Annotated in this window: 10 protein-coding genes; 4 read left to right on the top strand and 6 right to left on the bottom strand. The window is 41.2% G+C overall.

Features of this window, described 5'->3' with window-relative positions; genetic code table 11:
* Window positions 1–510: 510 nt before the first annotated feature.
* Together AAEY98_RS16185 and AAEY98_RS16180 are read right to left on the bottom strand one after the other, a co-directional pair.
* Window positions 511–822 carry an EthD family reductase gene (locus tag AAEY98_RS16185; RefSeq protein WP_351018172.1) on the bottom strand — a complete coding sequence of 104 codons (312 nt, stop codon included), beginning with the start codon at window positions 820–822 and terminating at the stop codon, window positions 511–513.
* A 288-nt stretch (window positions 823–1,110) separates the two neighbouring features.
* Window positions 1,111–1,965, bottom strand: coding sequence for a helix-turn-helix domain-containing protein (locus tag AAEY98_RS16180; protein WP_351018169.1), 855 nt, complete (start codon window positions 1,963–1,965; stop codon window positions 1,111–1,113).
* 391 nt (window positions 1,966–2,356) lie between these two features.
* Between AAEY98_RS16180 and AAEY98_RS16175 the strand changes: the two genes are divergently transcribed.
* The gene (locus AAEY98_RS16175) at window positions 2,357–3,013 is read left to right on the top strand and encodes a glutathione S-transferase (protein ID WP_101088001.1); all 657 of its coding nucleotides are present in this window, start codon (window positions 2,357–2,359) and stop codon (window positions 3,011–3,013) included.
* A 232-nt stretch (window positions 3,014–3,245) separates the two neighbouring features.
* Here the strand turns inward: AAEY98_RS16175 and AAEY98_RS16170 are convergent, their stop codons facing one another.
* The 3 genes from AAEY98_RS16170 to AAEY98_RS16160 all read right to left on the bottom strand — a co-directional run bounded on the left by AAEY98_RS16170 (window position 3,246) and on the right by AAEY98_RS16160 (window position 7,398).
* A complete protein-coding gene (locus AAEY98_RS16170) occupies window positions 3,246–4,004 on the bottom strand; it encodes a spermine/spermidine synthase domain-containing protein (protein ID WP_182745293.1) in 759 nt (252 codons plus the stop codon).
* Between the two features lie 415 nt (window positions 4,005–4,419).
* A complete protein-coding gene (locus tag AAEY98_RS16165) occupies window positions 4,420–5,304 on the bottom strand; it encodes a DMT family transporter (RefSeq protein ID WP_242445193.1) in 885 nt (294 codons plus the stop codon).
* Between the two features lie 387 nt (window positions 5,305–5,691).
* Window positions 5,692–7,398 (bottom strand): AMP-binding protein, encoded by a 1,707-nt coding sequence (locus tag AAEY98_RS16160; RefSeq protein ID WP_351018164.1) that lies wholly within the window; start codon window positions 7,396–7,398, stop codon window positions 5,692–5,694.
* Window positions 7,399–7,973: 575 nt separating this feature from the next.
* Between AAEY98_RS16160 and AAEY98_RS16155 the strand changes: the two genes are divergently transcribed.
* The 3 genes from AAEY98_RS16155 (at window position 7,974) to AAEY98_RS16145 (ending at window position 13,640) form a co-directional block, all read left to right on the top strand.
* Window positions 7,974–11,309 carry an MHYT domain-containing protein gene (locus AAEY98_RS16155; RefSeq protein WP_351018161.1) on the top strand — a complete coding sequence of 1,112 codons (3,336 nt, stop codon included), beginning with the start codon at window positions 7,974–7,976 and terminating at the stop codon, window positions 11,307–11,309.
* Window positions 11,310–11,323: 14 nt separating this feature from the next.
* Window positions 11,324–12,319: a response regulator gene (locus tag AAEY98_RS16150; protein ID WP_174839634.1), complete on the top strand. Its 996-nt coding sequence runs from the start codon at window positions 11,324–11,326 to the stop codon at window positions 12,317–12,319.
* Between the two features lie 115 nt (window positions 12,320–12,434).
* The gene (locus AAEY98_RS16145; protein WP_123882708.1) at window positions 12,435–13,640 is read left to right on the top strand and encodes an MFS transporter; all 1,206 of its coding nucleotides are present in this window, start codon (window positions 12,435–12,437) and stop codon (window positions 13,638–13,640) included.
* 282 nt (window positions 13,641–13,922) lie between these two features.
* Here AAEY98_RS16145 and AAEY98_RS16140 read toward each other — a convergent pair whose 3' ends face one another.
* Window positions 13,923–14,561: a beta/alpha barrel domain-containing protein gene (locus tag AAEY98_RS16140; RefSeq protein ID WP_350979669.1), complete on the bottom strand. Its 639-nt coding sequence runs from the start codon at window positions 14,559–14,561 to the stop codon at window positions 13,923–13,925.
* Window positions 14,562–14,746 lie beyond the last annotated feature (185 nt).

Genomic DNA, 14,746 nt, shown 5'->3' with positions numbered 1-14,746 from the left:
AGCACGATCGGACGAAATAGGCTGTATTGACTAGTAACATCGAAATGAATCAGAGGATGACATTATGGAGACAAAAACCACGTTTTAGATACTACCAAAAGGTTATATTGAAGCGAAAACAGGGTGATTTTAACGAATAGATCATACTAAATAATTATTTATTTTTATAACTTATAACAATAAATACCTACAAAGTGATACTAAATCATTTTAAGTTTGGTGCGCATTGTTAATGGTCAAATACACACTTTAGATAACAAAAATCATAAGGGGAGTACAAGTTGCAGATTGAATAAAACCACCGTTTTGGAACTGTCACTCCGATGTAAGCATCGATAGTAACTTCACCAATAGATGGACGGGGAATAAAGTGCGGTGATACGCATTTATAGTCAACAGTCGCATCGCGAATTAGACGGTAAGGTTAATATCAATGCGTCCTAAATGATTTTACGCATTTAAGACGCTAAAATGGCAATACTAGGGCAACGTACATTAGACAGACATATATTATTGAGCAATGTCACTAATTTGTATCACGGGATGGGTATTTGTGAAATTAACTATATCTGCCGCTATCACAGCTTGATGTGGGCCAAATGATTGTTTAAATGTTTCTACAGATTCAAATGTAAGATGACCCATTGCGATGTAAATAGGAGGCTCACCGGGTACAACACTAGCAAGGCCAAGGTCTGCACTGGCTGAAATAAGTGCTTCCCCGACTAAATCTGCAACAAGTGGTAAATGGGTTTTACAGTAGTAATCCATATCGAAAGTAGCACTTTCACTATTTGGGTACAATACACTGACTTTAATCATGACATTCTCTCTTTTGTTAATCGTTAAGTTCTACAGTATTCAAACATAGTGGCGACAGGTTAACACTTTGGCGAAAACCTTATCTACACAATGCCCAGTCACCATATCGTTTTTTAAAATTGTTGCTCATGCTCATTGCTTCGTTTGCAAAGTGTTAGTTACATTTAATGAGGCTAGTCTACGCAACAACTTGTATAGGTACTTATCAAAAAGGCTCAGTTGATGGTCACTTTAGTCCAAAACGAATTAACGCGACCTCCATTGCTACATATTAAGGAATTGCCGTTGCTACATACTAAGGGATTGCCGTTGGCGATACTCAGACGGCGAGCAACCGATATGTTTTTTAAACACACGATTAAAGGTTGATATAGATTCAAAGCCTGTTTGAAAAACAATGTCGGAAACCCGAGAGCTTGGTTCGTCTAGCAAACTAATGGCTTTATCAATTTTTAATTGGCTGATATGTTTTTTAGGGGACTGTCCATAAACCTCGCCGAATTTTCGTTTGAAGCTCGACACACTCATATGGCACAACGCGGCCAATTCTTCGATGCTTACATCACTGAATAAGTGATGCTGGATAACTTGTTCGAATTTGACAAAATTAGGCTTAAACATCGATGCTAAAAAATCTAATTCTGATGGGGCTGACACCTTTTGGGTCATCAACAACACAAATTCACGTAACTTGGTTTCTATCATCAAGGGCGTTGCCAAATCAGGTGTGTCGAGCAATATAGAAATACTGTCCCGAAAATGTGTCAACAATTGGTCCACTTCTACTTGCTTTAAGTCGTAATCGACTTGATAGTCCGATTGGGTGAAATCGAAATGGAATAAACGTTGAAAAATATCGGGAAACAAAAAAACACCAATCACCTCACCACGGCCTTGCTCTAACTGGCCACTTACGGTTTCATAGAAATAATTGACGCATTTGGCAAGCAAGCCAATATCACGGTTTACCGTCAATACTCCTGTTGCAGTACGCACCTGGTACTCACCTTCGGTAAAAAAAGCAAAACATGCTTCGTTAGATGCAAATTCTCGAGCAAAACGCTTAAAAGCTGGAATAGTAAGTTTTTTAAAAACAACATGACCTTTGTATTCAAGTGTTTTCTCAATAGAGGAACCCTGCATGAATAAACAACCGCATAATTGAACAGTCGTTAAAGTATGTAATACAGCTGTCTTTTACGCCAGAGGTTTGTGGTTCAAGACCTAACCTTAAACGAAAAATCGCGCCATAAGTGTTGGATAACAAGGCGCAGTTTCTTATAACTCACAGCGCATTCGTTACCTATATCAAGGTAATGAATACTCTATAAAAACTGATTTTTAATCGTTTAATACTCTTGTTCTGAAGTTAATCATTTAACACTTAACCTAGAAAAATGAGCTTCAAACAATACATTTCAATCTTCAAAAAAGACTCCCGTAATCAATATTTAAAGGGTTAGGTATTAGTGATAAAATGAACAGGATCATTTTGCTAACTGCATTACCTGACTGAGAGATAATAAACAACATCATGGTATTACCTGTACTCTATTCGTTGAGAAATTGTCCTTACGCAATGCGCGCCAGACTGGCTATTTATGCATCCAAACAGCAAGTAAACCTGCGCGACCTAGTGTTAAGCAACAAACCTGCAGAAATGCTTACGGTGTCGCCCAAAGGTACAGTGCCAGTTTTAGTCACCACAGATAATCAGGTCATCGATGAAAGTTTATCCATCATGCTATGGGCTTTTTCACAAACAGACCCTGACGATTATGTTAATAAAGCAACGCCAAACGCGTTAACTGAAATGTTGGCGGTTATTGCGATATTTGATAATGAATTCAAAGGACATTTAGAGAAATACCGCTGCTCTAAACGTTACCATGAACCGTCGCTTATAGAAGATAGACAACAATGCGAGCGTTATCTTGCTGATCTCGAATCAAGGCTTTGCCAGCACTCATATTTAATGTCTGACCAACCAAGTTTGACAGATTTAGCATTAATGCCGTTTATTCGTCAGTTTGCCAGAGTTGAGCGACAATGGTATTTACGATCACCCTACCCCAAATTACGACAATGGCTTAATCACTATTTACAGAGTCGAATGTTCAGCAAGGTGATGGTACAAAACCCAATGTGGTTAGACTCAAAACAAGAAATTGTTTTTGGGGCCAATGTATAAGGCTGGCTTGATAAGCCAGTCATCAAAACTCGCGGCGACAACATTAAAATATTTCGCCTCAGAATATGAACTAACAACCGTCTAAAATAAAAATCATCTCAGATAACAATCATCTAAGTTAAACGTCATCTAAGTTAAAAGTCGTCTAAAATAAAAATCATCTCAGATAACAATCATCTAAGTTAAACGTCATCTAAGATAACAATCACCTAAGATAACAATCGATAGCCTATCAACCTTGTGCATCGCAGAGTAAGTTGGCGTAACGTTCCATTGGAATACTCATTTGCTCTTGTAACGCTTTGCCTTTCGCCAGTAGATCGTGTCTTTTTATCGCAGGAATATCGTTTTTGAACGCGAGCACAATGGTATTGCCGCTTTCGACGTCAAAACTGAGTAATCGATTTTCAAATTCGAGCGCGAGTAATTCATCTAGCTCTTGGCGTAATTCAGCTGACGTATGCCAGATATTGAGCACCAAAACCCCTTGTTGATTGAGTGCATTTTTACAATCGTGTAAGTAGGATGATTGTACTTGTTTCGGCTCCATACCTTGTGAGTTGTATAGATCTGAAAAGATAATATCGCTTTTTATGTCGGTATTTTTAATGTAATTCACCGCATCGTCAATATGAATAGCAAGACGATCAGTTTCAGGTAAGTAAAAAAACTCTTTCGCAGCCTTCGCGACGGCTTCACGGTATTCAACCGCGTGTACCTTCAAATCGGCGAAGCTACTGAGCAATATTTTAGCCATTGAACCTGCACCCAACCCCATGATTGTGGCTGTTGTTACTGCGGGAATAAAAAATAAACCTGCCATCATGGCTTGGGTATAGCCCAGATGTAATCCATTAATATCATTGATTTTCATGCAACTTTGATAGATTTTTCCATCAAAACTGAGAATGCGGCTGTTTCTTGTTTGATAAACATAAATGGGGCCGTGCTCATCTGCTGTAGATGAAATGCAGGTTCCTTTGATATCCATGGTATTTTTGATACCTCTTAAATATGGGGCTGTAGCGGGTAAGGCAGTATAACGGAAAATAAGCTTAGGTCTTTGTTATTGATTTTTATCGTTTAATAAATGAAAGTATTTAGTGAGTAGCCACTTTTATTTGCTACCGTTGTCACGCAACAAAATATGACATTTCACGCTACAGAGTATGAGCTTTAGATCAAAAACCTCCGATTTACAAAAATGAACCTTGCACCGTTAATTTAACGTTAGTCGCTTTTTATCCGTCATCAAGCTTATGCGAAACATTTTATCTATCATTAATGTCTATCGCTAATATCTAACCTAGTAATGTCTAATCTAGTAATATCTAACCTGGTCATCTCTAATCTTATAGTGTTTAACTTTGCTATGCCTTACCGCAGAGTGAATCAATTCACTCTGCTCATGCGCTATTTTTTATCAAACTTGCTGAGACTGTTTTACGGGTTTGAATTAGGGTATATCCACCACTTAATACCACCAGCAGGCTTCCAAGTAAGGTTGCTAAATCTGGCGATTCTCCAAATATAAATATCCCCAAACCTAAGGCAAATAATAAACGGGTATAACGAAAAGGAGAAATAACCGATACATCGCCCGCGCGCATAGCAATTGTGAGGGCATTATACGCCATCACCCCAAACACAATTGCACCGATAATTTGCGCTGCTGCAGTGGAACCAAGTTGTAATGGCTCGTTTTGGTATAATTGTATGGCAATGCCTGCTGGAATTAGCACAAAAAAACCATACACCCCAAGTTGCATATTAGACAACACCGGCGAAGCAGCACGAGTTGCTAAATCGCGGCCCGCAAAACCCAAGGTCGCGACAACTGCAAATAAAGACGTTGCTTCAAAGCCATCAAGACCAGGGCGAATAATCATCAACACGCCACAAAAACCAATCAATACGGCAATCCAGCGTTTAAAACCAACCTGTTCACCAAACAATAAAGCGGCACCTATCATTGCGATTAATGGCGTGGCCTGCAAAATGGCCGATGCACTTGATAAAGGCGTTAGCGTGATAGCCAATGCAAAACAGAAACGACCAATAACTTCGCACACCGCACGGATGAGTATTGGCGTAGACAATATCGCTGGGTGTAAAATTGTTTGCCCTTTACGCCAAGTCAGCAGCATAAAAATCAACATTCCGCCCAATCCAAATAACGCTAAAATCAGACCAATAGAAGTGGTTTCGGCTGCCGATTTAATCAGCATGTCTTCAATAGAAAATGCTGCCATCGCGGCAACCATAAAAAGACTACCTTTAGTATTATTCAAAATAACTCCAACAATGGGTCGATTGTATCCAGCTGAAAAAGCGGAAAAGCTGACGAACTCAGCCGATAAAAATATAAGCCGGCAATGGTATCACTCACCATATGCTATCGAGAAAACATCATTTGTTTACAACTGTGTCTAACTTGAACTTGAACTCAAATCTACACTCAAACTTAAACTTAAAGCTAAAACTAAAACTAAAACTAAAACTAAAGTATTTATCGAAAGTAAGGCTGTTTCAATTCTGCCAATGCTTATGACGCTGCTATTTAATGCGTTACTTGTCTGTGCGTGTAATATCAACTTCACTTGCAAATAGATTGCCCATCAATATTAAAGCCCAGTGCGATAACTCAACACTGGGCTTTATTGACTACACGCAAAATATCAATTTATGGCTTCATGTAACTCTTGATACATCAACTCACGCATCTTAAATTTTTGAATTTTCCCCGTCACTGTCATTGGGTATTGGTCAACAAACTTGATGTAGCGCGGTACTTTAAAATAGGCAAACTTTTCGGTTAAAAAGTGACGAATATCGTCTTCGGTGATGTCGGCATTGGCACGGACCTTAATCCACGCGCATACCTCCTCGCCGTATTTGTCACTCTGCACGCCAAACACGGCAGCATCCTGCACGTCCTTATGGCTATAAAGTTTTTCTTCAATTTCACGTGGATATATATTCTCACCGCCGCGGATAATCATGTCTTTTATACGGCCAACAATTTGCACATAGCCTAATTCATCCATTTGGCCGATATCGCCCGAATGTAACCAGCCTGCGCTGTCGATGGTTGCAGCCGTTTTGACTGCATCATTCCAATACCCTTGCATGATGCAGTAACCTCGACTGCACACTTCACCGGGTTGACCAATAGCAACGACGTCACCAAATTCATTGATGATTTTCACTTCGGTATGCGGCAATGCTCGGCCAACGGTGAGCACTTGTTTTTCGATTGGGGAGTCAATTTCAGTAATGTGATTTAACGGGCTGCATTCGGTTTGTCCGTAACCAATTAGCACTCCTTTCATATACATTAACTCTTGTACTCGGCGCATGACTTCTTCGGGGCATGTGGCGCCCGCCATAATGCCTGTGCGCAATGAGCTAAGATCAAACTGGTTAAATTGTGGATGTTCTAATTCGGCAATAAACATGGTTGGTACGCCATGCAGAGCTGTGCAGCGCTCATTTGCGATTACTTGTAACGTGGTAAGAGGATCAAAAGACTCACCGGGATACACAGCTGCTGAAGCATGAATAACACAGGCTAAACTGCCTAACACCATGCCGAAGCAATGATATAAAGGAACCGGCATACATAACTTGTCAGTTGAGGTAAAGCCCATGGCGTCAGCCACTAAATAAGCGTTATTTAAAATATTGTGATGCGATAACGTCGCGCCTTTAGGGCTACCTGTAGTACCTGAGGTAAATTGAATATTAATCGCATCATGAGTATCGAGAGAGTCAGCAATGGTGGCCAACACATGTTGAGCTTCGTCGTTAACCTCCAGCAGCAAATCATTAAAGTTGAGCATGCCGGGAGTGCGGTCTGTGCCCATTCGAATAACATACTCTAGTTCAGGCAGTGCGAGTGTAGTGAGCTTACCTGCTGTGCTGGTGCTTAACTCTGGCAGCAACTCATTTAACATCTGTAAGTAATCACTGGACTTAAATTTATCGGCACAAATCACCGCTCGGCAGCCCACATTACTCAAAGAGTATTCCAGCTCTTCAGGCCGATAAGCCGGATTAATACACACCATAATGGCACCAATTTTAGCCGTAGCAAATTGGGTTAAACACCATTCAATATTGTTAGGAGACCAAATTCCGACTCTATCCGCGGGCTGAATACCTAGCGTTAATAAGCCGGTGGCAAGTGCATCAACCTTTGCTTGAAACTCACGGTAATTCCAGCGGATTTGTTGATGATGAACGACTACCGCAAGATTGTCTGGGTAAGCACTGGCAATATCATCAAAATATTGACCAATGGTTTTATCGGTAAGCGTCGTTGAAGTGACACCATGATATTCACTTTGAGTAAGCGGTAGTTGTGCTTGATGTTGATTGACCATTAAAGCCTCCTTGCATGTGCTTCGTCATGCTCAAGCTAACCAATTAACGGCCTGACTCACAAGTAAAAAAGCACTACATTAGACTAAAGAGGCATGGTGAGTAATGTTTACAGCAAAGGCTAATATTTACAGTAACGCATTCATTTTTGTCAATAACGGTTTGATGATGATGTCTAAACAACCTTATTAAAACGACTTTTTAACGCCCCCTAAAAACAATAAACAAAAGTGAACGACGAACTGGAGTGATAACCGGAGCGATAATTGAAACGATAGACGAAATCGAAAAATTAACCATAGCCCAAACTAAATACCCAAACACCTAAATACCTAAATACCTAAATACCTAAATACCTAAATACCACCGACTATTAACATTATTACAACAACATCACGTAAGTTAACTACAGAATGGAATTGAAAAACACAAAACTATTAACCACAACCCGCACTAAATCATTTAAATGTTGATCTAGCGCAAGCTTTAGTTAAAAATCGAACAAATACTGATGTTTTTTAATTCCAAGCCGATAGCTTCCTTATACTTATCTAAAAGTGACATTCATCTAATTATTATGCTTGAGACAATTCGCACACTCTTTTCCGTTACAGATGAAAGCCTTTTAGTTGTTGGTGACTTTCAACCTATAGTCGTTTTCATCTCTATCGCTATCGCGGTTTTCGCCTCGTTTATGGCATTACAAGTCGCGTCTCAAGCGGTATTAACGCTCAATAAATATAAACGATACTTACTCACCAGCTGCGGCAGTATTGCACTTGGTGGCGGTGTGTGGTCGATGCATTTTATTGGCATGTTAGCGTTCAGTTTATGCACTCCAGTGAGCTACGATTTCGGCTTAACCGCGTTATCGTTTATTCCGAGTATTGCCGCATCTTGGGTAGCCTTAAATGTCATATCAACAGCCAAACCAAAACTAAGCCAGTTTGTGGTGGGCGGTATATTGACCGGTGCAGGTATTGGCACCATGCATTACGTCGGCATGGCGGCTATGGAAATGGCTCCTCTACTACGTTACGACTTATTCTATTTTGGCTTATCAATAGTTATTGCCATTATTTTGGCCATTGTCGCACTGTGGATACGTTTTAGCTTGAACCATCTAGGTCGCTTTACCTTAAGTGAATTACATAAAAATGCGATTGCGGCGATGGTGATGGGTTGCGCTATTTCCGGCATGCATTACATCGGTATGGCTGCAGCTCGTTTTGTCCGCCCACCAGGATTTGAATTTTCTGAACAAACCACAAAGATGTCACTGTATTTAGGCATTGCCGTTGCCACGATTACGGTGGTGATTATTTTATTGGTGTTAGCCGTCAACATGCTGATTAAATACCAAACCTCGTTACACCAAGCCAAATTATCTGAAGCACGCTACCGCGCGACCATTAGTACCGCCGTTGACGGTATCATTACCTTTAACGCTAAAGGGCGTATTGAAAGCGGCAACCGAGCGGTAGAATTACTCCTGGGCTGGCGACTTGAAGATGTGTGCCACCAAAATATTCGTGACTTTATACCAGGCCCATTTATCGAAGAATTTAACGCCCGTTTAGACAGTTTTTTTAACCACAACATAGCGCAGCAAAAAAGTACTGGCCGCGATGTAGAAGCGCTACATGTTAACGGTACGGTCATTCCGGTTAGGGTATCTATTGGTCATGCATGTATTGAAGGTAAAAGCCTGTTTGTGATGTACATAAGCGACTTACGTCACCGTATTGAAATGCAACGTGCACTAATTAAAAGCGAAGCCCAGTTTCGCTCACTTATCGCCAATATTCCCGGTATCGCCTATCGCTGTTTAAATATTGAAAACTGGCCGATGGTATTTATTAGCGACGCGGTTGAAAAGATCACCGGTTATCCAGCAAGCGACTATATAGGCGCAACACCAAAACGTCATTTTTACCAACACGTACACCCAGATGACCTTGAGCAAATCGGTAATCAAGTCGTCACAGAGCAAGTGTTTAAGCTAGAATACCGTATCTATAATGCCAACGGCGATATTCGCTGGTTGCTCGGTTATGGTGCTCATGTTGACGGGATAGATGTACAAGATAAATGGCTCGACGGCTTTATTATGGACATCACCGATCGCAAAGAAATGGAACAATCTTTATTAATTGCCAAAGACAAAGCGGAACAAGCAGCATCGGCTCGTTCGGCATTCCTAGCGAACATGAGCCACGAAATTCGCACCCCAATGAACGCCATTATTGGCTTTAGCGACATTTTACTCGACGATTCGCTACCCGCTGAACAGCAAAAGCATTTACGTACCATTAATCAGTCTGCTAAGTCTTTATTGCACCTATTAAACGATGTTCTCGATAGTGCTAAGTTAGATAAAGGCAAGTTCGATCTCGAATTACGCGATTTCTCTGTTATTGAAGAAATTGATTCGGTGGTATCGACATTATGGTTACAAGCTAGCTCTAAAGGTCTGTTCTTAAATGTGAATGTATCAGCAGATGTGGCAATGTCCTATCATGGTGCTCCAGATCGAATTCGCCAGGTATTGACCAACCTTATTGGCAATGCGATTAAATTTACCGCCGAAGGGGGTGTCAGTATCGATGTGAGCGTTAAACCAAGCGGTTGCATTGAATTTGCCATTAACGATACCGGTATTGGCATGACGCCAGAACAATTAACCTTAGTGTTTGATGCCTTCGCTCAAGCAGATGCCAGCATGAATCGTCGTTTTGGTGGCACTGGTCTTGGTACGACCATCAGCAAACAATTGGTTGAATTAATGGGTGGCAAAATTACCGCCAAAAGCACATTTGGCCAAGGCAGTTGTTTTGGTTTTGCCTTGCCATTAACCGCGCCCAAACACATCAACAGCACGTTGACCCCGTTAACAAACAGTCACATTAAACCATTGGCCATTTTGATTGTTGATGACATTCAGCAAAATATTGATTTGCTCACCATTATGATGAAGCGCCAAGGTCATAGCATCATTACTGCCCGCGACGGTAAACAAGCCCTACTGCGGATGCGCAGCGACAAAATTGATATTGTATTGATGGACGTGCAAATGCCTATCATGGACGGATTAACCGCCTCGCGTACTCGTCGTGAACAAGAGCAAAATGAACAGTTACCGCATATGCCAATTATTGCATTAACGGCCAGCGTATTGCCTGAAGACAAAAAAGCAGCCTTGGATGCCGGCATGGATGGTTTTGCCAACAAACCTATCGATATGATGCTGCTTAATCATGAAATTGCCCAAGTATTGAAACTTGAACAAAGCAATGTGGCCGTCGATAACCCCGCTGTTGATATCGACAACAGGCAAGTGGTTAATGAGAAAAAAGGCGCTTCGATGTGGGGAGATCAAATGACTCTCGTGAAAGAAATCAGCCTATTTATGACTAAACAACACGATAGTAACCAACAGCTTAAACAATTAATACAAACTGCCGACTGGCCAGCTATTAGTCAACAACTGCATGGACTCAAAGGGCTGTCTGGCAATTTAGCTCTAATGCAACTGACACGGTTATTTAGCGATGCTGAACGCTCAGCCATGACAAAATCCAGCACAGAATTACTGACCTTGCTGCCAAAGATTGAACAGGCTTTTGCGCGCATCGCAGCCTATCTTAGCACTCAAGATATCAGTCAACACCCAGATAAAGCCGCAGAAAAAGATCCTATGAGCGTCGATGAGTTCATCCAAATCATTAACCTTATTCGCTTAGCTGCAAAAGAAAATCAATACAATGAACACGATGTCGATACACTAATTGCAGCCACTCCGGCGGCATACCGACAGCAATGTATCAACATACAACATGCTCTAGACGACTTTGAATTTGAACAAGCAATAACACAACTCAATACTCTTGAGTCCGATGTTACTGCACAGTAAAAAGACTGAATTGAATGATATATAACAACCAAGACCGTATGCCGACAATTTTAGTTGTCGACGACGAGCCCGCTAACCTCAGAGTATTAAAGAAAATGCTTGAGGATCAGTACAGGCTGATATTTGCTAAAAGTGGCGAAGAAGCTCTGCGTTTAATTGAACGCGACCTGCCTGATTTGATTTTACTCGACGTGATGATGCCAGGTATGACTGGTTTTGAAGTCTGTCAGCAACTAAAAACAGAGCAACGCACCAAAGCAGTACCGGTCATTTTTGTTACGGCGTTAAGTGACGAAGTAGATGAAGCCAAAGGCTTTGATGTTGGCGCGGTAGACTACATCACTAAACCCGTGTCCCCAGCGGTGGTTAAAGCACGTGTTCGTACTCATTTGTCTTTAGTGCAGGCAGACGATTTGCGCCGTACTCGTTTACAAGTCATTCAACGCTTAGGCCGAGCATCAGAATACAAAGACAACGAAACCGGTATGCATGTGATGCGCATGAGCCATTTTTCTAAAATCATTGCCCTCGCCTATGGTTTATCAAAATCGGCCGCCGACAATTTACTCCATGCAGCACCAATGCACGATATTGGTAAAATTGGTATTCCCGACAGCATTATGCTTAAACCGGGTAAGCTCACCGATGAAGAGTTTGCCATCATGAAAAAGCACCCTGAAATCGGCGCCGAAATTCTAGGTGAATCAGATTCAGATTTGATCGCCTTAGCCAAAGTCGTCGCCATGACTCACCACGAAAAGTGGGATGGCAGCGGCTACCCTCATGGACTTAAAGGTGAAAATATTCCTATTGAAGGACGTATTGTGGCAATTGCCGACGTATTTGATGCTCTCACCAGTAAACGCCCTTACAAAGAAGCATGGACTGTCGACAAAGCCATGGCATTTTTACATGACCAAAGCGGCATACATTTTGACCCGCAATTAGTGACATTATTTCAGCAATCTTTACCCAGTATTTTATACATTAAGCAGCGCTGGCAAGACTAATATGCCGTAATTAGCACGTTAGTTTTTGTCATGCACAAACGGGCTTAGCTCAGTGGTTTAGCCCGACATCAATTGTTAAATTCACCGTATTTTATTATCACCACTAGGATTTTTTATGACACCGGCTGCAGCATTACCAAGCCAACTGAATACTACCGCCATTTTGTTAGTGTTAGCCTTAGGCACATTTATATTGGGATTATCAGAGTTTTCAATGATGCCAATGCTGCCATTAATTAGTGAAACATTTTCCTCAACACCGTCACAAAGTGGTTATGCGATTAGTGCTTACGCGATAGGCGTTGTTGTCGGCGCCCCTATTTTAATGCTGACAACCGCCAACATGAAAAAACGCCATGCCTTGGCAATATTTCTGACATTAATGTTTATCTCTAATGGCTTAAGTGCCATGGCAACCTCACTTGAACAGCTTATTGTATTTCGCTTTTTAAGTGGCCTACCCCATGGCGCTTATTTTGGTGCCGCTATTTTATTGGCTGCCGATATTGCTCCTCAAAATAAACGTGCAAGTTACATGTCTAAAGTGTTTATGGGCCTAACCATAGCCACCATTGTAGGGGTTCCCATTGTCACTTTAGTCGGCCAAAACTTAAGCTGGCGCTATTGTTTAGCGGGTGCATCTGTCCTCGCCTTAATTGCATTAGTGTGCGTATATGTGGTGATCCCTAAAATTGAAAACAACCAACCATCAAATTTAATCAATGAGTTTAGCGTATTAAAGAATAAGTTGGTCTGGTCAATTCTTGGCATTGTGATTATTGGTTTTGGTGGTGTATTTTGTATTTACACTTACATCGCCGATACCATTTTAGTGGTCACTGAAACGCCGGCATACACCATTTCAATCGCGATGGTAATGTTTGGCATTGGTTGTACCTTAGGCAATTACGTATTAGGCAAAGCAGCCGATCGCGCAGCCTTAAAAACCACTGGTATTGCCTTAGTGTGTACGATTATATTTTCGCTTGCTTACGTCAGTGCCAGCCATAATATTTGGCTATTGTATGCGGTAATTTTCTTTATTGGCTGCAGTGTGGGTTTAGCGACACTGATTCAAACCTTACTGATGGACGTATCGCCAAATGGTCACGCGATGATAGGGGCATTAGTACAATGTTCATTTAACACCGCCAATGCTATCGGTCCTTGGGTGGGCGGCATGTTTATCGCACAAGGCGCAATGCCTAACGAGACAGGTTATGTAGCGGCAGTGTTATTTGCCGGCGGCTTAATGATGTGGCTGTTAAGTTATCTGCAAATGAATAAGAAAAAGGCTCAACTGGAACAATGTTCTGCATAATCAGGCTTTAGAATTTATTCTTTAACGAATTTTTATAACAAATAATCTAACTAATTATCTAACTCCCTAACGAATTATCGAACAAATTGCCGGGCTCAATACCGATAACATTGTCGGTAACATTGTCGGTAACATTGTCGATAACATTGTCGGTAACCGTTAGGGTAAGTAGTTTGAGCGTCTGAGAAACACCTATCTCGGCGACTTATCAAACCATTAAAAGCGTCATTTATATTACGTGATGAAAATGTATCAATATCAATAATGTAAATTAATTAACTATTATTTAATCTCAAATTTTTGCATCCATTTATCACAACGAGCGTCATCAAGCTCTTCATAAAGATGCAGTGCAGGTAATAATTCAAGCTCAAAACTTTCCTCGCTATCATTAGCTATCGCGGTTAACAGCATGGTAAACCAAGCCGTTATTCCACCTTGAGGTGACGCCTTTAATCGAGGAAAACTAGGGTCAGTTGCCGTCCCAATTAACCAGTCTTTCGCAAGTTCAGGGGCTATAACTAACGCACGCGCTAATCCAACAAAATCAACAGCGCCACATTCTATTACTTTTAATGCCTGAGTATAGGTTTTAAACCCTCCAGTAACGGCTATAGGCACATTTGTTACGCGTTTTGCTGTGGCTGCAAATTCTGCAAAATAAGGGTCTTTTGTAGATGAATCAGAGCTATATTTTGCTCCGGGGAAATAAGATCCACCGCTTATTTCTATCAAGTCTAATGAAGTTTGATCAAATATTCGGATAGCGGCTAATGGATCTTCCTGCGTTAAACCACCTTCTAATTGATCGGTGGAATTAATCTTAATACCTATTGGGAATGAATCCCCAACAGCACTTCGCACTTTCTCACTTAATAGTGTTTGTGTGGCCGCACATCGCGGTATTGGCAGTTGCCCCACTTGTCTATCGTCATAACAACACGACTGCAGTGCTCTGATTTTTCTGCGACGTAAAGTAATGTAAAGCTAGAGAGTTTTAAAAAATGTGGCATAATATGGGCATGCCTATGACCAAAACGACTGACAACATTTTGCTAATCGACGACGATGAACGTCTCGCAGCAATGATCAAAGAGTATCTTGAG

It is taken from the genome of Shewanella sp. AC91-MNA-CIBAN-0169 (assembly GCF_040310165.1).
Classification (GTDB): Bacteria; Pseudomonadota; Gammaproteobacteria; order Enterobacterales; family Shewanellaceae; genus Shewanella.
This window is presented reverse-complemented; position numbering and strand designations above follow the sequence as displayed.

What these genes read in the sequence shown, in the direction of transcription:
- AAEY98_RS16185 (WP_351018172.1), bottom strand. Translation starts at nt 822, where the DNA reads ATGATTAAAGTCAGTGTATTGTACCCAAATAGTGAAAGTGCTACTTTC.
- AAEY98_RS16180 (WP_351018169.1), bottom strand. Translation starts at nt 1,965, where the DNA reads ATGCAGGGTTCCTCTATTGAGAAAACACTTGAATACAAAGGTCATGTT.
- AAEY98_RS16175 (WP_101088001.1), top strand. Translation starts at nt 2,357, where the DNA reads ATGGTATTACCTGTACTCTATTCGTTGAGAAATTGTCCTTACGCAATG.
- AAEY98_RS16170 (WP_182745293.1), bottom strand. Translation starts at nt 4,004, where the DNA reads ATGGATATCAAAGGAACCTGCATTTCATCTACAGCAGATGAGCACGGC.
- AAEY98_RS16160 (WP_351018164.1), bottom strand. Translation starts at nt 7,398, where the DNA reads ATGGTCAATCAACATCAAGCACAACTACCGCTTACTCAAAGTGAATAT.
- AAEY98_RS16155 (WP_351018161.1), top strand. Translation starts at nt 7,974, where the DNA reads ATGCTTGAGACAATTCGCACACTCTTTTCCGTTACAGATGAAAGCCTT.
- AAEY98_RS16150 (WP_174839634.1), top strand. Translation starts at nt 11,324, where the DNA reads ATGATATATAACAACCAAGACCGTATGCCGACAATTTTAGTTGTCGAC.
- AAEY98_RS16145 (WP_123882708.1), top strand. Translation starts at nt 12,435, where the DNA reads ATGACACCGGCTGCAGCATTACCAAGCCAACTGAATACTACCGCCATT.